Origin of the sequence: Epilithonimonas sp. UC225_85, from assembly GCF_042695135.1 — a bacterium.
Lineage (GTDB): Bacteria > Bacteroidota > Bacteroidia > Flavobacteriales > Weeksellaceae > Epilithonimonas.
Genome location: NZ_CP170547.1, coordinates 1,754,855 through 1,774,183, shown reverse-complemented (window position 1 = coordinate 1,774,183; position 19,329 = coordinate 1,754,855). Strand labels below are relative to the sequence as shown.

General features: G+C 37.1%; 15 protein-coding genes and 1 riboswitch. Of the genes, 8 read left to right on the top strand and 7 right to left on the bottom strand.

Annotation, left to right across the window (positions count from 1 at the left end; translation table 11 throughout):
* The first annotated feature begins 102 nt into the window (after positions 1-102).
* From ACFJGY_RS08300 to ACFJGY_RS08290, 3 genes are all read left to right on the top strand, one after another.
* Positions 103-993: an alpha/beta hydrolase gene (locus ACFJGY_RS08300; protein ID WP_379969952.1), complete on the top strand. Its 891-nt coding sequence runs from the start codon at positions 103-105 to the stop codon at positions 991-993.
* A 212-nt stretch (positions 994-1,205) separates the two neighbouring features.
* On the top strand, positions 1,206-2,021 hold the full coding sequence (locus ACFJGY_RS08295; protein ID WP_379969950.1) for a GLPGLI family protein: 816 nt from the start codon (positions 1,206-1,208) through the stop codon (positions 2,019-2,021).
* Between the two features lie 801 nt (positions 2,022-2,822).
* Positions 2,823-5,477 (top strand): copper-transporting P-type ATPase, encoded by a 2,655-nt coding sequence (locus ACFJGY_RS08290; protein ID WP_379969948.1) that lies wholly within the window; start codon positions 2,823-2,825, stop codon positions 5,475-5,477.
* A 175-nt stretch (positions 5,478-5,652) separates the two neighbouring features.
* Here ACFJGY_RS08290 and ACFJGY_RS08285 read toward each other — a convergent pair whose 3' ends face one another.
* Positions 5,653-8,460 (bottom strand): TonB-dependent receptor plug domain-containing protein, encoded by a 2,808-nt coding sequence (locus ACFJGY_RS08285; protein WP_379969946.1) that lies wholly within the window; start codon positions 8,458-8,460, stop codon positions 5,653-5,655.
* A gap of 101 nt (positions 8,461-8,561) precedes the next feature.
* Positions 8,562-8,664, bottom strand: a riboswitch (SAM riboswitch).
* A gap of 150 nt (positions 8,665-8,814) precedes the next feature.
* On the opposite strand from ACFJGY_RS08285, the gene ACFJGY_RS08280 reads away from it, so the two are divergent.
* The 4 genes from ACFJGY_RS08280 (at position 8,815) to ACFJGY_RS08265 (ending at position 12,783) form a co-directional block, all read left to right on the top strand.
* Positions 8,815-9,549, top strand: coding sequence for a DUF72 domain-containing protein (locus tag ACFJGY_RS08280; protein ID WP_379969944.1), 735 nt, complete (start codon positions 8,815-8,817; stop codon positions 9,547-9,549).
* A complete protein-coding gene (locus ACFJGY_RS08275; RefSeq protein WP_379969942.1) occupies positions 9,550-10,242 on the top strand; it encodes an NAD-dependent deacylase in 693 nt (230 codons plus the stop codon).
* On the top strand, positions 10,242-11,753 hold the full coding sequence (locus tag ACFJGY_RS08270; protein WP_379969940.1) for a nitrilase-related carbon-nitrogen hydrolase: 1,512 nt from the start codon (positions 10,242-10,244) through the stop codon (positions 11,751-11,753). The genes ACFJGY_RS08275 and ACFJGY_RS08270 overlap by 1 nt, the downstream gene beginning before the upstream one ends.
* Before the next feature lie 214 nt (positions 11,754-11,967).
* Positions 11,968-12,783, top strand: coding sequence for a DUF4197 domain-containing protein (locus ACFJGY_RS08265; protein ID WP_379969938.1), 816 nt, complete (start codon positions 11,968-11,970; stop codon positions 12,781-12,783).
* 90 nt (positions 12,784-12,873) lie between these two features.
* On the opposite strand, the gene ACFJGY_RS08260 is transcribed toward ACFJGY_RS08265, so the two are convergent.
* Positions 12,874-13,527, bottom strand: coding sequence for a CoA transferase subunit B (locus ACFJGY_RS08260; protein ID WP_379969936.1), 654 nt, complete (start codon positions 13,525-13,527; stop codon positions 12,874-12,876).
* A gap of 118 nt (positions 13,528-13,645) precedes the next feature.
* Here ACFJGY_RS08260 and ACFJGY_RS08255 point away from each other — a divergent pair, with 118 nt between their 5' ends.
* A complete protein-coding gene (locus tag ACFJGY_RS08255) occupies positions 13,646-15,457 on the top strand; it encodes an ABC transporter ATP-binding protein (protein ID WP_379969934.1) in 1,812 nt (603 codons plus the stop codon).
* Between the two features lie 463 nt (positions 15,458-15,920).
* On the opposite strand, the gene ACFJGY_RS08250 is transcribed toward ACFJGY_RS08255, so the two are convergent.
* The 5 genes from ACFJGY_RS08250 to ACFJGY_RS08230 form a co-directional block, all read right to left on the bottom strand.
* Complete coding sequence (locus ACFJGY_RS08250) at positions 15,921-16,622, bottom strand: CoA transferase subunit A (protein ID WP_379969932.1); 702 nt, start codon at positions 16,620-16,622, stop codon at positions 15,921-15,923.
* A 382-nt stretch (positions 16,623-17,004) separates the two neighbouring features.
* Complete coding sequence (locus ACFJGY_RS08245) at positions 17,005-17,400, bottom strand: hypothetical protein (protein WP_379969930.1); 396 nt, start codon at positions 17,398-17,400, stop codon at positions 17,005-17,007.
* Between the two features lie 252 nt (positions 17,401-17,652).
* Positions 17,653-17,856 carry a hypothetical protein gene (locus tag ACFJGY_RS08240; RefSeq protein WP_379969928.1) on the bottom strand — a complete coding sequence of 68 codons (204 nt, stop codon included), beginning with the start codon at positions 17,854-17,856 and terminating at the stop codon, positions 17,653-17,655.
* Positions 17,857-18,511: 655 nt separating this feature from the next.
* Positions 18,512-19,174, bottom strand: coding sequence for a leucine-rich repeat domain-containing protein (locus tag ACFJGY_RS08235; RefSeq protein ID WP_379969926.1), 663 nt, complete (start codon positions 19,172-19,174; stop codon positions 18,512-18,514).
* Between the two features lie 10 nt (positions 19,175-19,184).
* Positions 19,185-19,313 (bottom strand): hypothetical protein, encoded by a 129-nt coding sequence (locus ACFJGY_RS08230; RefSeq protein ID WP_379969924.1) that lies wholly within the window; start codon positions 19,311-19,313, stop codon positions 19,185-19,187.
* Positions 19,314-19,329: the final 16 nt, after the last annotated feature.

Genomic DNA, 19,329 nt, shown 5'->3' with positions numbered 1-19,329 from the left:
CAAAAGCATCACAGTTCTGTGGTGCTTTTTTTATCAGTATAAGTTACATCTGCTATCTGTACAATGTGTAAATTTGAATAGTATCAAAACACTTTTCAACAAATGAAAAAAACACTAGCATCCCTACTCTTCTTCATATTTACATTGTCACTGGCACAAAACAGGATTCCAACGCCGGACGAAGTTCGGGTCTCAATAGCAAACAGCATTACAGATCTGCATGTAAAACCGGAACCCGTGACACTTGTCGAAAATAAGTTTGTTGATTCGATACCAATCCGTATTTATAATCCAAATCCTAAAAAGAAACTGCCCGTTATTTATCTTGTTCACGGCGCAGTCTGGGTAGCAGGAGATCTGGAAACCCATGATAACATCTGCCGTTATCTTGCCAATCATACAGAAGCAATTGTGGTGGCAGTCCATTACAGGAGAGCGCCGGAACATAAATTCCCTGCCGCTTTTGACGACAGCTATTCTGTTATGAAATGGATCAATTCCAATACAGAAAAACTGAACGGCAATGGAAAGCTAGCCTTGCTTGGTGACAGCGCAGGCGGACAATTGGTCGGTTCTCTTTGCCTTGTGAATACCTCGGAGGAAAAACCAATTCCTGTAACGGCACAGGTACTTGTAGATCCTGCGCTTGATCTTACCAAAGGATCTGATTCCTACTCTGCTTACGGCCTGTTCATCGATTGGTATCTGAATAAAACCGATAACACCAACGATATCCGGATTTCGCCTCTTCTGGCAGCAGATTTCAAAAAATTACCTGAAGCCATTATAGTTGTCGCAGAAAATGACAGAATCAGGAATGAGGGCGAGCAATTTCACCAGAAACTTATAGGCGCCGGCGTGAGTTCCATTTTATATATACAGCCTGATGTTGGGCATCTTGGAGCCGCCTGGTGTGCGGGAAGTGAGAGAGCTTTTCCGGCAATGAAGTTTGTGTTGGCGGCGTTGAAAAAAGTTTTGGGTAAGGGGAACTAAAGTTTAAAATACAAAGCCACGGATTATTAATCAACGACATCGGGTTTTAATTATAAGGAGATTTTTGGATTGAAGACAGAATAGTAATTAAAATTTATTTTTACCTGCATGCTCAACAGATAGATTTTTACATAAATCCTGTTGACAAACTTTTCGGGTGAATAAATATATTATATTTACTATTATAAACTATACGATCTAAAAAGCTATTAATGACGAAAACTCACATCCTAATTTTACTAATGTTCTCGAATTTCTTTCTAGGACAAAACAAACAATTTTTCTACGAATACAAATTCATTCTAGATTCAACCAAAAAGGAAAATGTTCGAACAGAAATGATGGTGTTGAATATCCAAAAAGAGAAATATCAATTTTACAGTTTCGAGCGATACACTATAGATTCTACGATGTTGGTAGATAGCAAAAAGGGTCTCATGGTGATGTCACCAAATAAGGAGACTGTCAATGAGATAATCACAAAATATCCTAATTCTAACAAGATTGTTTACACCACATTTCTGATATGGGACAAATATAGAGTGAAACAAGACGTCCAATTCGACTGGAAGCTGACAAATGAGTTTTCCAAAATCCTGAATTATGAGGTTCAAAAAGCCACTACAGAATATGGAGGCAGAAAATGGACAGCTTGGTTTACGAAAGAAATCCCAATCCCAGACGGCCCTTATAAATTCAAAAATTTACCGGGGCTGATTGTGAAAATTGAAGACAGTCATAAAAATCATGTTTTCGAACTGAAAGGAATCAAGTCAAGTCAGGAACAATTCATTTATCCGAGCTTTGATGATTACAGCGTATTTGAATTAAATTACGATCAATTTGTTAAAAAATTTAAAAATTACCGTCAAAATCCTACCGCAGATTTAGTTGGAAAAATCCCAGACCAACAAGATTCGAAAGGAACATTCAGAACATCTGCCGAAATCATAAGGGAATTGAATCAGAAAGCTTTGGAAGGATTTGCCAAAGACAATAATCTGATCGAATTAAATCTTTTAAAATAGAAACAATTATTAATGGCGCCTATGTTCAAGCCGTGATTTTCTTATACATACTTTAATTTATACATCACAATATTAAACAATACCAATCTTCAGGTATATAATAAATGTAATTTTCATTCTTGCAATATTATATATAATTATTATGAACTTTATGATATATGATACTAATTGTGACTATTTGAAAGATGGACTTATAAGAGGATTTAATTTTTTAGGCGAATTATTTATTTATAGTTTCACAATTATTCTTGCCCTTAACATTTTAAATGAACACAAAATTGAAAAACAGAATTTCGCAAAACGATCTTTAAAATTATCATTAATGCATATCGCTATATTTTTTTTGCTGTTTTTAGCCTGCACAATTAATGAACTTAAATATTGTAATATAATTTAGTAAGTCTGATACATCCATTCTTACCAAATCAATAAAAACAAAACCTTTCAGACCAAAAACTGAAGGGTTTTTATTTGTAAAAACACTTATATCTGCAAAAACAAGGTATTAAAACCAGGTTTATTGGTTCTAATACTACATATTTTTGGTCTTTATAACCAAGTCTATTGGTCTTTTAAACCAATAAAGTATATCATTTGAACCAATAAAGTTATGTAGTTGAACCAATAACAATATGGATGTGATCCAATAGAGTTATGCATTTGAACCAATAAGACCGTGTGCTTTAAAAGATATTTATTCAAATCAAATGAATCATTAATATTGACAATTACATCTTTCTAATTATTTACAACGCTATCCATTCTATTTTTCGGAAATTTGTAATTGCAAATTACCACACAATGGAAGATCATACTCATCATAATCACAACCACCTCCACCCTAGTCAAAGAATATCACCAAGTTCCGTCTACTACTGCCCGATGGAATGCGAGGGTGAGAAACTCTACTTCAAGCAAGGCAGATGTCCTGTTTGCAATATGTTTTTAGTTCCTATTGAGGAAAGAGAAGATCACAGAAACAAGCCTCAAACTTATTCAAAAACCAACCTGCCGGAGAATTTTAAAGACCACATCGGGGATTATTACTGTCCGATGTTCTGCGAAGGCGACAAAGTTTATGAAGAAAAAGGTGATTGTCCGGTTTGCCATATGCATCTAGAAGAGATCACTCAGGAGTTGGTTGATAATAATGTCATCATGAGCGGAGTCGAAGGATATTCACATAATAACATTCAACACTCAGCACCTAACGCCAAACAAAACGCTGGTAAATACTACTGCCCCATGTTCTGCGAGGGCGACAAAGTCTATGACACCAACGTAGGTTGCCCCGTTTGCGGAATGGATCTCGTAAAAATTCCGGAGAAGAAAGCTACAGAATATACCTGCCCGATGCATCCGGAAATTATCCGGAACGAACCCGGCAGCTGCCCGATATGCGGAATGGATCTTGTCCCAAAACCTTCCAAAAACAACGCTCACGAAGACGAAACTTATAAAATCCTGAAAAGAAAATTCTGGATCTCTGTCGCATTTTCTGTTCCGGTTTTCATCTTGTCGATGGGCGGAATGTGGATTGATTGGCCATTTTCGCATCAGGTTCAGGGGATTTTGGAATTGATATTATCGCTTCCTGTGATTTTTTACGCAGGCTGGTTTATCCTGAAAAGAGGCTGGGTATCTTTCAAAACCTGGAATCTGAATATGTTTTCATTAATTGCTTTGGGCGTTGCAGCAGCAATGATTTTCAGTCTTGTTGCATTAATATCCCCAGCCATTCTTCCCCACGAATTATCACACGGCGACTCTGTTCCACTTTACTTTGAATCGGTTTGTGTGATATTAACCTTAGTGATAATGGGACAAATGTTGGAAGCAAGAGCACATCAAAGAACCGGAAAAGCCATCGAAGCTTTGATGAATCTTTCGCCAGACACCGCTAATTTGGTTGTGAATGGAAACGAAAAGAAAGTCGCTTTATCCGAAATTAAAGTCAATGATATTCTGAGAGTAAAGCCGGGCGAGAAAATCCCTGCAGACGGGAAAATCTCGGAAGGTAATTCTAACATCGATGAATCAATGATCACAGGCGAACCAATGCCTGTCGAGAAAAAAATGGGTGATAAAGTCACTTCCGGTACCATCAATGGCAACGGATCTTTCCTAATGACCACCGAAAAAGTCGGTGACGAAACTTTGCTTTCTAAGATCATCAAAATGGTCAACGATGCAAGCAGAACAAAAGCACCGATACAAAAATTAGCGGATAACATTTCTAAGATATTTGTTCCAGCTGTGATTGCTATTTCAGTTTTGACTTTCGTTTTATGGTATATTTTCGGAAGCGAGAATAAACTGATTTATGCTTTCGTGAATGCCGTCGCAGTCCTCATAGTCGCTTGTCCGTGTGCTCTAGGGTTGGCTACACCAATGAGTCTGATGGTTGGCATAGGAAAAGGTGCGCAAAACGGAATCCTGATCAAAAATGCAGAAGCGCTGGAAGAAATGCACAAAATCAATGTGTTGATTACTGATAAAACGGGAACGTTGACAGAAGGAAAACCAAGTCTGGACAACATCGAAATTTTTGAAAATTCTGATAAAAATGAAATTCTGAAACTCGCCGCTTCACTTAACCAAAATTCGGAACATCCATTGTCTAATGCGGTTTTAGAGATGCTTCGACAAGCTCAGCATGACAACCCTGCCTTAAAATTCGAACCAGTTCAGGATTTTGAGAACATCTCCGGAAAAGGTGTGAAAGGGATGATTAATAATGAAGAAATTCTTTTGGGAAATGAAAGTTTGTTGAAACATTTTAATATCAATATTCCGGAAGATTTAAAACAGAAAGTCATCGCAAAGCAGAACGAAGCGAAAACCATTTCTTATCTCGCAAAAGCAGGAAAAGTTCTTGGATTCTTAAGTTTCTCAGACCAGATAAAATCGACTTCCAAACAAGCAATTGAGTTTCTTCAAATTCAAAATATCGAAGTCATAATGATGACCGGTGATAATGAAAACACGGCAAAAGCAGTCGCTGCAGAACTCGGAATCAAAAACTTCAAAGCCAATTGTCTCCCGGAAGATAAAATGAATGAGATCAAAAGACTTCAAAACGAAGGAAAAATCGTGGCAATGACAGGCGACGGAATCAATGATGCGCCGGCTTTAGCTCAATCCAACATTGGGATTGCAATGGGAACAGGAACCGATGTCGCGATAGAAAGTGCCGAAATTACTTTGTTAAAAGGCGATATTCTTGGCGTGGCAAAAGCGAAAATATTAAGTGAAAAATTATTGAGAAATATCAAGGAAAACCTCTTTTTCGCATTCATTTATAACGTTTTAGGAATCCCGTTAGCCGCAGGATTGCTCTACCCTTTCTTCGGAATTTTATTAAGTCCAATGATTGCAGCAGCAGCGATGAGTTTCAGTTCTGTTTCCGTTATTTTGAATTCTTTGAGGCTGAATAATGCCAAATTGAACATTTAATTAAAATCAAAAAGTCTTCGAGAGCCTCAGACTGACAAACCTTAATTAACCGATTAGTATTAGAGATGTCATGCTGAGGCTCTCGAAGCATTTATAATATTAATTCCATAAAAAACGGCACCGGAAAACTCCCGATGCCATTTCAAAACAAATATAAAACCTTAAAATCGTCAAATTAAAAAGAAACCGTCAGCTTGCTGAACACATATCTACCATTTTGTCCAAACTGGGAAGTTGAACGGGAGTAGATAAACTGATCGTTATTGGTAGAAGCTGTCAGGTTTTTGGTAGGATAAATATCGAACAAGTTATTGGTTCCAAGTGTCAGATTGAAATTCTTACTGATGTTATAACCAATGGATAAATCTGTGATGATCTTATCAGAAACCAACTGGTGCTCGTTCGGCAAAATGATTCCGTCAGCATTCGCATCTATGATATCAGCACCATGAACTCTTCCGTAATAGGTGTTTCTCAGGTAGAAAACAAAGTCATTCCAAGTCAGGCTGTGAGATAAACTCGCTTTCACTTTTGGAACTGAATCTTCCAGATAGACTCTTGATTTTTCCGAAAAATAAGTAGTTTCCAGTCCTGCATTTTTCAGTAAGTCGGAAGCGTGGATGTCGCCAACTTTCTGAGTTTTGTTGAAGTTGATTGCAAAGTCATTGGTGAATTTAAAACTTTCTTTTGACAAAGTATGGCTGATCACAACATCCAAACCTTTGGTTTCCGTATCGATAGAATTCGCGAAAAACTGAGCTGCATTGATTTGCTGTTCATCAAATATTGCCTGAACCGGAGCCAGATTCGGGTTCGCTGTAATCTGAGCAGCCGTTGGTCTGGTAAATTGATCTGTCAATACAATTCGGTCATCAATTCTGATAAAGTAGGCGTCCGCAGTAATGTTAAGATTAAGAGACGGAATCCTGTAAGTAAAACCTGTGCTCACAGATTTAGACGTTTCCTGTTTCAGACTCGGAATTCCAAATGCTTTCGCTGCTTTTGAGTCATTGCTAAGTGTTCCTACCTGTACAAGAGACGGTTCTGAAGCACCCGGAAGCGTTGTAAATAATGTGGACGTCGTATTATAATAAATCTGATGGATAGACGGCGCACGGAAACCTGTGGATCCTGCAAAACGGAAATTAAGATGATCGGTTAATTTGATTCTGGAAGCCAGTTTATAATTAAAAGTCGATCCGAAATCAGAATAATCTTCATAACGAACCGCCGCATCTACCAATAACCAATTGGTGAAATTGAACTCTACATCTGCATATCCGGCATAGGAATTTCGGTTTTTGTTGACTTGATTTTCTGGTCTGAAACCTGCAAAAACCTGAGAGCTTCCTGCCAATGCTGCTCCGAAGAAATCAGTTGGATTCACAGAAGTTGGCGTTTGTGGATTTCCATTGACATCATAAGCCGTGTAAGAAGCTTCTTCGCCAGGTGTGATTTTGAAATTTTCGTGACGCTGTTCTGCTCCGAAAGCGACATTGATACCTTCAAAAACATTGAAAGATTTGCTGAAATCCAAATTAACTGTGTTCTGTAAAAACTGCAGTCCACCCGCTTTGAAAGAATCCGGAGAACTGAATCTTAAACTCGTATTTCCTGTATTTTCAATCGTATAATCAAAACTGTTTTGCCCGAAAGTATTACTGAAATCTACATTCCAGCCATCCCATTTTCCCTTAATCCCGGCTGACAGGGAAACATCCTGAATTGCCGTATGAATTTCCGGAAGATAACCGTCGATATTTAATCCGGTAAAAGTTCTTGCCTGATTTGGTCTCCTGTAGAAACCGCCGGAAGCACCATTCCTGTTGGAATAACCTCCGAAAGTGTAAACTTTCCAGTCGTCATTCAACGGAACTTCTATATTCGCAAACAATTGATGGTTACTGAGTTTGGACTGCCCAACCTGCATATTGAAGTCATTTCTGGTTTGCCCTCTATAAGCTAATTCCTGATCTGTGACATTCGCTCCCAACAAGCCTTGTAAAGCCGTAATCGTAGAAGCATTCTGAATACCAGTTTGTAAAGCAGGATTAAAATAACTTACACCTTGCGAATACTGATGGATCAGATTCACGAAGTCCTGTTCGCCGGCAGTTCCCTTCAGATTATTGATATTATTAAAATAAGAAGAAAGATTCACACCACCTTCAGCAGCTCTCTTTTCGATTGCATTATAAGCATTGTAAATATTTCCGCTTTCTGTTCCCGCTCGTCTTGTAGGATCACGGAACTGGGAAGACCAGGTAATGTTGTAAAAACCGCCTTTAGTTCCGATTTTATTTCCGTAATTTAAATCCAGTTGATATTGCTGACCGTCATAGTTTCCTGTGTGATCTTTCGCTGCATTTGTAAGATATCCACCGTAATTGAGTTGTCCGGTTAATCTTCCTGTATCTCTTTTCAATTGTAAATTCATAACGCCTGCGATAGCATCAGAACCGTATTGTGCAGAAGCACCGTCTCTTAAAACCTCGATTCTGGAAAGTGCAAAAGCTGGAATTGCATTAAGATCCGTTCCTACAGTCCCTCTTCCGGGCGCTCCGTTTACATTGACTAAAGCTGAACTGTGTCTTCTTTTTCCATTAATCAAAACCAAAGTCTGATCTGGTCCCAAACCTCTCAATTGTGCAGGATCTGAGTGATCCGAACCATCTGCATTGGTCTGGATTGTTGATGTAAAAGAGGGTGCAATCGTATTAAGAATCTGATTGATGTTTGTCTGCGGTAAACTCTGCTGAATGTCTTTCAGATTGAAAACATCCACAGGAACTGGACTGTCCGCTTTGGATCTTCCACCACTCCTGGATCCTACCAAAACCACTTCTTCAATTTGTTTGTCAGAGACTGTATCTTGGGTAGCTTTTGTTTCCTGGGCTTGTGCAAATGAAATTCCAGAAAAGAAAATGACAGCTGCTGTGAGCGCAATTCCTTTCCTTGAATTAATAATAGTTACTTTGTTCATATATTTTAAATTTTACGTTTTATAAATAAAAAAACTTCTCCCAGACAAGTCCGGAAGAAGTTATATAAGGATTGTGTTTGATCCAGTAATAAAAACTTTTAAACTTATCTTTCCTTTTTTTCAAAGGCTGAATGAAACACCTTTCCTTTCGGCAGGTTGTTAAGACGTCAATAGGTCAGTTCCCTCGGTCTTTCTTAATAAGTATGACAGCAATTCGTAATCACAGGGCAAAAATAAGGGCTTATCTTTTATCAATCCAAATTTATTTCCTACTAATTTGGTATGATAAATATCATATTGAATTTAATTATCTGATTTAATGTTGATTGGCACAGAAATTTATTATCAATAAATATGAAAGCTTCGAAGATAAAATACCACATTGGCTGTTCCGGATTTTACAATGCAGACTGGAAAGGTTCGCTTTATCCGGCAGATTCCCAGAATAAAGATTTCCTGAAATTATATTCTAAGACATTTGATATTGTGGAAATTAACAGCACATTTTATCGGAAGCCAACTGCGAAAACACTTCAAAAATGGGTAGATGAGACGCCAGATAATTTTAAATTCTTCATTAAGATTCCAAAAACAATCTCTCATCAAAAACCATTCGAAAATAAGAAAGAAGAAATATTAGAATTCTGCAATCACATTAAAATCCATCTTGAAAATAAACTGGCAGGCCTTCTTTTCCAGTTTCCGCCGTCGTTTCATAATACGCCGGAAAATCTAAATTGGCTTAAGGAAAATCTTCCTGCTGATCATTTAATCGTTGTCGAATTCCGTCATAACTCCTGGTGGAATGATGAAGTTTTTAAAATATTTACAGAAAACAATTGGATCTTCAGCGGAACGAGCTTTCCAGGAAATCTGCCCGAAGAAGTCATCATTACAAATCCCGAAATCGGATATTATCGCCTTCACGGAAAGCCAACTTTATATAAATCGCGTTATCCGGAAGAATTTTTGAATGATCTTTCTGACAAAATCAAGGCAACAGGCAAAGAATTTTACATTATGTTCAACAACACTTGGGGAACAGCTGCGATCGAAAATTCATTATATTTAAAGAAAATTTTAAAGTAAATGAAAAAACTCGTTGTGTTGTCAGGCGCAGGAATCTCAGCAGAAAGCGGAATCAAAACTTTTAGAGATTCTAACGGACTATGGGAAAATCACAGAGTAGAAGATGTTGCCTCGCCGGAAGGTTTTGCTAGAAATCCAAAGCTGGTTCTGGATTTTTATAATGCCAGGCGACAACAGTTAAAAGAGGTAGAGCCCAACACGGCTCATAAATTGCTTGCAGAGTTAGAGGATTTTTTCGATGTTCACATTATTACGCAGAATGTAGACGACCTTCACGAGCGAGGTGGTTCTACAAAAATCGTTCATCTTCACGGAGAAATTAAAAAAGCAAGATCAGTCAATCACGAAAACGAGATACTGGATTGGGAAGACGACATTCATTTAGGTGATCTTCATACTGATGGTTCACAACTTCGTCCACATATTGTTTGGTTTGGTGAGATGGTTCCGGAGATGGATAACGCCATTAGTATCGCTTCGGAAGCTGATCTGTTCTTAGTTATCGGAACTTCGATGCAGGTTTATCCGGCCGCTTCCGTCGTAAGATATGTTCCAAGTCACTGCGAAGTTTTCGTCATTGATCCAAACCTCGAAAATCCAAATTCATTCACCCGAAATGAGAATTATTTCAAAACTTCAGCCACAGAAGGAATGAAAAAACTGAAACAAATATTAATAGAAAAGTATCAATAATGCAGGTAGAAATTAGAAAATTAAGTATTGATGATTATGATGAACTGGCGGAAGCAATGCAGAAAGCTTATCCGGATATCGACGATAATGTCTGGAGCAAACGGAATATCCAAAAGCTGACTTCCATTTTTGCAGAAGGTCAAATCTGTATTATGGTTGATGGAAAATTAGCTGCCGCTGCACTATCGATTATTGTTAACTACGAACTTTATGGTGATCAGCATACTTACAATGAGATCACGGGAAATGAATCTTTCAATACGCACAGCAATGTCGGAAATGTACTTTATGGCATCGAGGTTTTTGTAGATCCGGATTTCAGAGCGTTGCGATTGGGAAGAAGATTGTATGACGCTAGAAAAGAACTGTGCGAAATATTAAATTTAAAATCGATAATTGTTGGCGGCAGAATACCGAATTATCATCTTTACAGTTCAGAATTGACCCCGAGAGAATACATCACTAAAGTCCGAAACAAAGAGATTTTTGATCCTGTGCTAAGTTTTCAGATAGGGAATAATTTCTCGCCTGTCAAAATCCTGAAAGGTTATTTGAAAGGTGACACAGAATCCGAAGAATACGCAGTTCTCCTGCAATGGAACAATATTTATTACACCGCCAAAAAGAACACAATGCAGGACAGCGTCATCCGTCTTGGCCTGATCCAATGGCAGATGCGACCTCTGAAAGACATTGAGGATTTTTACAAGCAGGTTGAGTTTTTCGTGGATGCTGTTTCCGGCTATCAGTCGGATTTTTGTCTGTTCCCGGAATTATTCAACACGCCTTTACTCGCTCCTTTCAATCATCTGAATGAAAGAGAATCGATGGAAAAACTATCTGAACTGACGGAAGAAATCAAGGAAAAAATATCCGAAATGGCGATCAGCTACAACGTCAATATCATCTCCGGAAGTATGCCGATTTTCGAGGATGGGAAACTTTACAACGTGAGTTATCTGCTTCACAGAGACGGAAAAATTGACGAGTACAGGAAAATCCACATCACGCCAAACGAAAAGAAATATTACGGAATGACCGGCGGAAATGAGATCAAAGTGTTCGACACAGACTGTGGAAAAATCGGCGTCATTATTTGCTATGATGTCGAGTTCCCGGAATTGCCAAGATTACTGGCAGATCAGGGAATGAAAATCTTATTCGTGCCTTATCTCACAGATACTCAGAATGCTTATACGCGCGTTCGACATTGCGCTGCTGCAAGAGCTATCGAAAATGAATGTTATGTCGCAATTGCCGGCTGTGTTGGGAATCTGCCGGGTGTGAATAATATGGATATTCAATATGGGCAGGCGACGGTTTTTACGCCTTCGGATTTTGCTTTTCCTTCCAACGCGATTAAAGGTGAAGCGACTCCAAATACCGAAATGACTATTATTGTGGATGTCGATTTAAACCTTTTGAAAGAACTTCATTACAATGGTGCAGTAAAAACTTTGACCGATAGAAGACAGGATCTGTATGATGTTATTTTGAGAAATCAGAGTTAATATATATTTATATTAAGAAATAACACAAAGACACAAATTTATCTTACATTGAAACACTGAAGGCACAAGGAAAATCAAAGATTTAAATTACTGAAAGACCTTGTGCCCTAAAACATAAAGTTAAGATTAGCTTTTAGTGCCTTTGTGTTATTTTTAAATAAAAATTTAACATCGTCCTCTTTTAATCATCTAAATTTGTATATAAATATAAATAATGAAAAAAACGATTTTCTTAGCTGCTGGTTTATTATTATCAATTTCTGCGCAGGCACAAACTCAGATTCTTGATATTCTTAAGTCAACTGTAAAAGATAGAACAGGAGTAGATCTCAACAATGTGAAAACACAAAGCTCTACAAAAACTACAACAACAGGTTCAACGACTACAACTTATCCTAATTCAAATATCAATCTTGGAAATCTCACTTCTTCTACGATATCATCAGGATTAAAAGAAGCATTAAGTATGGGCGTAACCGAGGGTGTTAAAAAACTTGGTGCAACGGACGGTTTCCTGAAAAATGAAGCGGTGAAAATCCTGATGCCGGAAAAACTAAGAAAAATTGATGCTACACTTCGAAGTGTCGGTTTGGGAAGTCTGGCGGATCAAGGTGTGAAATTACTGAACAGAGCTGCGGAAGATGCCGTGACAGAAGCAACACCAATTTTTGTAAATGCCATTACCTCAATGACGATTACAGATGCAAAGAATATTCTGTTAGGAAGCAATAATGCGGCAACCAATTATCTTCAGACCAAAACTCAGACACAGCTTTTCACGGCATTTCAGCCAAAAGTTCAGGCTTCATTAAGCAAAGTGGGAGCCGATACGGTTTGGAAAAATATCATTTCAAAATACAACACATTCACCGGACAATCTGTAACTACAGACCTCAACGAATATGTGACGAATGAAACTATCAACGGTGTTTTCAAAATGGTGGCTGAGAAAGAAACCGGAATCCGAAATAATTCTGCGCTCAGAACGACAACGCTTCTTCAAAAGGTTTTTGGAGCGGTGAAGAAGTAAATTAGAGTTTAGAAGTTAGATATTAGATTTTAATTACTAAATAAAAGTCGTCCCGTTATAATAACGGACGACTTTTTAATTTTTAATTTTTTAGAATTGCATTTCAGGAATCTCGCCTTCAACAATCAGTTCTGCCTCTGTTGCTTTGATAATATCTTCCACAGAAATTCCCGGTGCTCTTTCCAATAGTTTAAGACCTTTATCCGTCACTTCCAGAACTGCTAATTCGGTGACTACTTTTTTAACACAATTCACACCTGTCAATGGTAATGTGCATTTTTTCAGAATTTTAGATTCTCCGGCTTTGTTCACGTGCATCATTGCGACAATGATATTTTCTGCAGATGCCACCAGGTCCATTGCGCCGCCCATTCCTTTTACCATTTTTCCCGGAATTTTCCAGTTGGCAATATCGCCGTTCTCGGAAACTTCCATTGCGCCTAGAATTGTGAGATCCACTTTCTGACTTCTGATCATCCCAAAACTGAAAGCCGAGTCAAAAAAAGAACCGCCGGGAAGAATCGTAATCGTCTGTTTTCCGGCATTAATCAAGTCTGCATCTTCTTCTCCTTCGAAAGGAAAAGGACCCATTCCCAAAACACCATTTTCACTTTGGAATTCCACCGAAATATCCTCCGGAACGTAGTTCGCAACCAAAGTCGGAATCCCGATTCCAAGGTTGACATACATCCTATCCTTCACTTCTTTTGAAATTCTTTGCGCGATCTGTTCTTTTGTCAGCATAGTAAAATCTTATACTGCAATATATATAAATTCCATTTGATACAAAAACGCTATCACGGTAATTCAAATTATTTCTGAGCCAACCAAAATTATATCTGTAAATTTGCAGATTACACTTATGAAAACACTATTACATTACCTCAAACCACACAAATGGTTGCTCATTGCCTCTTTATTATTAGCAACCATCAATCAGGTTTTTTCTTTATTCAGTCCGGCTATTACAGGGAATATCCTTGATCAGCTGGTCACACATCCCAACTTTTTTGATAAGGAAAAGCTCGTTCCCAGAAACTTAAATCAATTTCTCTATGGAACCGATATTTACCACGGTGCATTTTATTTTTTAGGATTATTGATAGGAACTGCGATGATCAGCAGGATTGCAAAAGCTTTTCAGGATTATACGGTGAATGTGATCACTCAGAAATTTGGTGCCAACATTTTTACAGATGGTCTACAGCATTCTATGGCGTTGCCTTATCAGGAATTCGAAGATCAGAGAAGTGGCGAAACCTTATCTATTTTGACTAAAGTACGGGAAGATTCGGTGAAGTTTATTACCAATTTCATTAATGTATTTTTTGGGATTCTGGTGAGTATTATTTTCGTTTCCGTTTATGCGGTCAGACTGCACTGGTCGATTATGCCGGTCTATATTGTCGGGATTTTCCTGATCGCATTCGTCACAAATCTATTAAGTAAAAGGATTAAAATAATCCAGAAAACGATTGTTACGGAAACCACAAGCCTGGCAGGAAGCACCACCGAAAGTTTACGAAATATCGAAATTGTAAAAAGTCTTGGACTAACAAAACAGGAAGTTAAACGACTGAATAACAACACTTATAAAATCCTTGGACTGGAACTTAAGAAAGTAAAAAGCATTCGCTCGTTAAGTTTTATTCAGGGAACGATGGTGAATTTTCTGCAACAGTTAATTACATTGACATTGTTATATTTGATTTTCAGAAACATCGTAACGCCGGGACAATATCTGTCATTGATGTTCTACGGATTTTTCATTTTTGGGCCAATGCAGGAAATCGGGAATATCATTATTTCTTATCGTGAAGCCGAAGCATCTTTGAAAAACTTCGATAATCTGATGAAAAAACCGGTGGAAGAAAAACCTCTCACACCGAAACAAATTGGTGCGATCGAGGAACTGGAGTTCAAACACGTTTCTTTCAAACATCAGTCGGCGCAATATAAAGCTTTGAATAACATTTCATTCGATGTCAAAAATGGTGAAACGATTGCCTTTGTCGGACCAAGCGGATCCGGGAAAAGTACATTGGTGAAACTTCTGGTCGGACTTTACCGCGCTCAGGAAGGGAATATTTTCTATAATGAGATCAACGGAAAAGAATTCGATTTTGATGAACTGAGAAATCAGATTGGATTTGTGACTCAGGATACGCAACTTTTTGCAGGGACGATCAGAGAAAATCTTCTATTCGTAAATCCGGATGCAAGTGAAGAAGATATTCAAATTGCCTTGAAGAAAGCAAGCTGTACCGGATTACTGGAAAGAGCCGAAAAAGGCATTGAAACCGTCATCGGCGAAGGCGGATTGAAATTAAGCGGTGGTGAAAAACAGAGAATTGCCATTGCCAGAGCATTACTCAGGCAACCACATTTGCTAATTTTTGATGAAGCAACTTCTGCTTTGGACAGCATCACTGAGGAAGAAATCACAACAACCATCAAAGATATTTCTGAACAGAAAGAACAGATCACCGTTCTCATCGCACACAGACTGAGCACCATTATGCACGCCGACAGAATCTATGTTTTAGAACGCGGACAAGTGATAGAAACTGGTTCTCACGAAAATCTGATTGCCGAAAAAGGTTTGTATTATGCGATGTGGAGACAGCAGATTGGGGAGAGGAAAACTTTGGAAGCGCCGATAGAGAAGATTTGATTAATTGAATTAAAATATAAAAAAACCGTCTCGTTTATACAAGACGGTTTTTTAAATTTTTTCCCTAACAGTCCACTGCTCTATCCTAATTCTCATAATTCTTACCTTGAAAAATTGGAAACCCAAAATTTTAGGCTTTACAACCTAAACTTTTACCTTAATGACGTAAAATTTTAGGTTGTATGACGTAAAAGTTTACCCCCAGAGACGTAAAATTTTACCCTGATGACGTAAAATTTTAGGTTGCATAGCGTAAAAGTTTACCCCCGGAGACGTAAAATTTTGCGTCGACAACCTAAATGTTTACCCTGATAGGCCTAAAATTTTACGTCTGTAGCGTAAACGGTTAGGTTTAACCCGCATCGATACTGGATTCAGCAAATTATAATATATCAGTTTTTTTGAACTACATTCGAATTAAAAAACAAAAACCGTCTCATTTTAAATGAAACGGCTGTATTTCTTAAGCTTTCTTCCTCACAGTCCTCTGCTCTATTCTCTTTTCATAATTCTCGCCCTGGAAAATCCTTTGAATCATAATTCCCGGAATGTGGATTTCGTTTGGGTTCAATTGTCCCGGTTCTACCAATTCTTCCACTTCTGCAATCGTGATTTTTCCTGCGCCTGCCATTGGAAAATTAAAATTACGGGCCGAACCTTTGAAGATCAGATTCCCGGCGTGATCGCCTTTCCAGGCTTTTACGATGGAGAATTCTGCTTTGTAGGCGTGTTCCAGAATGTGCGGTTTTCCATCAAAATCCTTTACCTCTTTACCTTCCGCAATCTCAGTCCCAAAACCTGCCGGCGTATAAAAAGCAGGAATCCCGGCTTGTGCTGCTCTACATTTTTCGGCAAGTGTTCCTTGTGGTGTGAGTTCTACTTCCAGTTCGCCGGAAAGCATCTGGCGCTCGAATTCGGCGTTTTCTCCAACGTAGGAAGAGATCATTTTTTTGATCTGTTTTTTCTGAAGTAATAATCCTAAACCAAAATCGTCAACGCCGGCATTGTTGGAAATGCAGGTTAAATCGGTCACATTTTTCTTTACCAATTCTGTAATGCAATTCTCCGGAATCCCGCAAAGTCCAAATCCGCCGAGCATTATTGTCATTCCGTTTTGTATATCTTTTACCGCTTCTTCGGCGTTTTTCACTCTTTTATCGATCATAAAATTGAGTTTAATTTCTGTCAGTTTGTTCGTTCATAAATATAGAAAATCCTTTGTAAGTAGAGGAAAGAAAATAGAGAAAAAGATTATTTCTGTTGAGAAGGCTTCGACTCCGCTCGGCCTGACAATGTAATTGAACTTTAATTTTCTGAAACTCGATTTGATAAATTAGAAAATTGATTGGATTGTAATGCTAAAATTAAATAACAAAATTTTCTATTTTGCGAAGCGCGCCCCGGCTTGAACGGAGCTCTTTTTGTAAGCAATGGAAAAGCCATGGCACAAAAAAGCGGGAGTGGAAGACGGATAAAGGCGCCCAATAATTCACAAAAAAGCCATATACAAAACTGCATATGACTTTCTTTAATAACAATTTAAACATTTATCTATTGTCTATCGTAACGCTCACAGGCATCACGTAAGTCGTAGCCATCATATTTTGGTTCAGTTTATCAACATTCACTTTATAAATAAGGTGCGAAAGAACATTTTCTAATTCTTTGCTTACATTTTTACAATCTCCGTTTGCACGGATGTTGGTAATTTTTCCGTTCTCGGCAAGGCTGAATCTGACATCAGAATTGATAACGCCTTCTTTATATTCCGAAGCTGTGAAGTCAAAATTATCTTTTACCAGTTTCCTAAGTTCCCCGAATCCATCACCCGAGCTAAAGACAACTTCCTGTATATTTTTCTCAGCATCCTGAGCTTTGGTTACAGAAAAAAGTCCTGCAAATACGAATATTGATAACACGGTCATTTTTATATTCAGTTTCATAATGTAAAATTTTTTTTATCAATGTCATTATAGAATCGCAGTCATTTTTATATTTCTAAGGAATTTACGACCAGCGATTTCATAATCAATTGATTTTAAGTCAATATTTATCTAATTAAAAGACAAAGTTACAACATTTTAATATTTAGTTCATATTAAATTAACATTGAGGGTTAAAATTTAATATTGGAGAATAAAAAAATTCCAGAAAGTAAAATTACTAGCTGGAATTCTGATGTTCATTTTGATAGTTTACTTGTTCTGTCCCGGAGCAAATGGTTTTGCTGATTTCATAGCAAACACTTTTTTTGCCTGTCCCGGCGGCATTGGTTTAGCTTGCGCGTGAGCCGGACGTTTCGGTGGTGTTGGTGGTTTTGGTGGTCTCGGCGGTGCTGCACAAGATGCAAAACTGAGTATAAAAACACCAATCGCTAAAAAATTTTTGATGGATTTCATATCTTATTTTTCATTCGGAAAAAACAAATTTGATACCAGAAGCATGATGCAATAATTTGTTTTGTAAATTCTTAATCGATAAATTTGATTTTAATTAATCAAAAAACAATCATAATGTCTATCACAAACGAGTCAGAATTAATCGGAATGCGGAAGAATGCACAGTGATTCAGGAAGAATTCTGTAGTTGCGATTAGACCAACTTCCACGGTTACTGACACGCAAAAAGATGGCTGGACGATGGTTGCCAACAAAGGCGGTTTTATGACACAACACGAACATACGATTGTTGTGACATACGGTAAACCAGTTATATTGACGGAAGCAAATGGGATTTATAATCCGTAGTGGTGAAGTCAAAATTATTTTTTTAAAGTTTCCTGAGTTCTCAAACGCATATTCTGAACGAAGCAACACTTCCGTATATTTTTTTCAGATTCCTGAAATTGTTTACACTTAACAAATTAAAATACAAATATTGATAACGCAATTATTTTACTACTCATTTTCATTTCCATAATCAATTGATTTAAAGTTTTATTTATAAAGTATTACGACGGAATTAAGTAATTTTACATTTAGCTGGTATAATTAACATTTTGAATTAAAATTTAATTCTAGAATTTACTTTATTGATTTGCAATTTTTAAATTTATCAAAGATTGAATTTTTGACCTTGGGAACGAAAATATTTGCGTAAATCTTCTAGATGATTCTCATATCCGAATCCGTACAACTTTAAACCAGTGTTCTCTAAAAAAGGATTTCCTTCAACGTTTATAAAATCTATTTCCGAAAAATTTATAATTTCTTTAATTTCTTCAATATCTGTTATTTGATTAAACTTCAGATTTATTTGTTTAATTTGCTTCAGTACTACAACATTCTTAATATTCTTAATCCAATTATTGCGTAAGTCTAAATCCTCAAAGTTGCAATTACTAAATGCCAGAAAATCTACATCTGTCAAATAATTAAAGTCAATTTTTAAAATTTTTAGATTTCTCAGATTCTGAAAGCCATCAATTTCTTTGATTCGATTTGATGTTAAATAGATTTCTTCTAAATTTTTAAGCTTTTCAAGTCCTTTTACTTTAGTAATTTGATTGGATGTAAGATTTAACATCTTTAAATTAAAATTAGAAATCTCGTTCAGCTTCACAATTTTGTTTTGACTGAGAATAAGAATTTCCAATTTACAAAGTTGCAGTAGATTCTCAATGACTATGATTGAATTGTTATATAAATTCAGGTAGAGTAATTCTTTTAAATTTTCAAAGCCTTTTATCGAATCTATTTTATTATTAGAAAGATTCAAACCTAAAACTTTACCTTTTTTTATCTAGAAAAAATGAATTATTTCTACCGCCATTCAAAATATCATCTTTATCAAAAGTCTGCTGAAGTTGAATACCATATACTTTTTCAAGTGCAATAATTTCTTTTGGTTTTTCCATTAAGTATTCGTTTTCC

What these genes read in the sequence shown, in the direction of transcription:
- ACFJGY_RS08300 (WP_379969952.1), top strand. Translation starts at nt 103, where the DNA reads ATGAAAAAAACACTAGCATCCCTACTCTTCTTCATATTTACATTGTCA.
- ACFJGY_RS08295 (WP_379969950.1), top strand. Translation starts at nt 1,206, where the DNA reads ATGACGAAAACTCACATCCTAATTTTACTAATGTTCTCGAATTTCTTT.
- ACFJGY_RS08290 (WP_379969948.1), top strand. Translation starts at nt 2,823, where the DNA reads ATGGAAGATCATACTCATCATAATCACAACCACCTCCACCCTAGTCAA.
- ACFJGY_RS08285 (WP_379969946.1), bottom strand. Translation starts at nt 8,460, where the DNA reads ATGAACAAAGTAACTATTATTAATTCAAGGAAAGGAATTGCGCTCACA.
- ACFJGY_RS08280 (WP_379969944.1), top strand. Translation starts at nt 8,815, where the DNA reads ATGAAAGCTTCGAAGATAAAATACCACATTGGCTGTTCCGGATTTTAC.
- ACFJGY_RS08275 (WP_379969942.1), top strand. Translation starts at nt 9,550, where the DNA reads ATGAAAAAACTCGTTGTGTTGTCAGGCGCAGGAATCTCAGCAGAAAGC.
- ACFJGY_RS08270 (WP_379969940.1), top strand. Translation starts at nt 10,242, where the DNA reads ATGCAGGTAGAAATTAGAAAATTAAGTATTGATGATTATGATGAACTG.
- ACFJGY_RS08265 (WP_379969938.1), top strand. Translation starts at nt 11,968, where the DNA reads ATGAAAAAAACGATTTTCTTAGCTGCTGGTTTATTATTATCAATTTCT.
- ACFJGY_RS08260 (WP_379969936.1), bottom strand. Translation starts at nt 13,527, where the DNA reads ATGCTGACAAAAGAACAGATCGCGCAAAGAATTTCAAAAGAAGTGAAG.
- ACFJGY_RS08255 (WP_379969934.1), top strand. Translation starts at nt 13,646, where the DNA reads ATGAAAACACTATTACATTACCTCAAACCACACAAATGGTTGCTCATT.
- ACFJGY_RS08250 (WP_379969932.1), bottom strand. Translation starts at nt 16,622, where the DNA reads ATGATCGATAAAAGAGTGAAAAACGCCGAAGAAGCGGTAAAAGATATA.
- ACFJGY_RS08245 (WP_379969930.1), bottom strand. Translation starts at nt 17,400, where the DNA reads ATGAAACTGAATATAAAAATGACCGTGTTATCAATATTCGTATTTGCA.
- ACFJGY_RS08240 (WP_379969928.1), bottom strand. Translation starts at nt 17,856, where the DNA reads ATGAAATCCATCAAAAATTTTTTAGCGATTGGTGTTTTTATACTCAGT.
- ACFJGY_RS08230 (WP_379969924.1), bottom strand. Translation starts at nt 19,313, where the DNA reads ATGGAAAAACCAAAAGAAATTATTGCACTTGAAAAAGTATATGGTATT.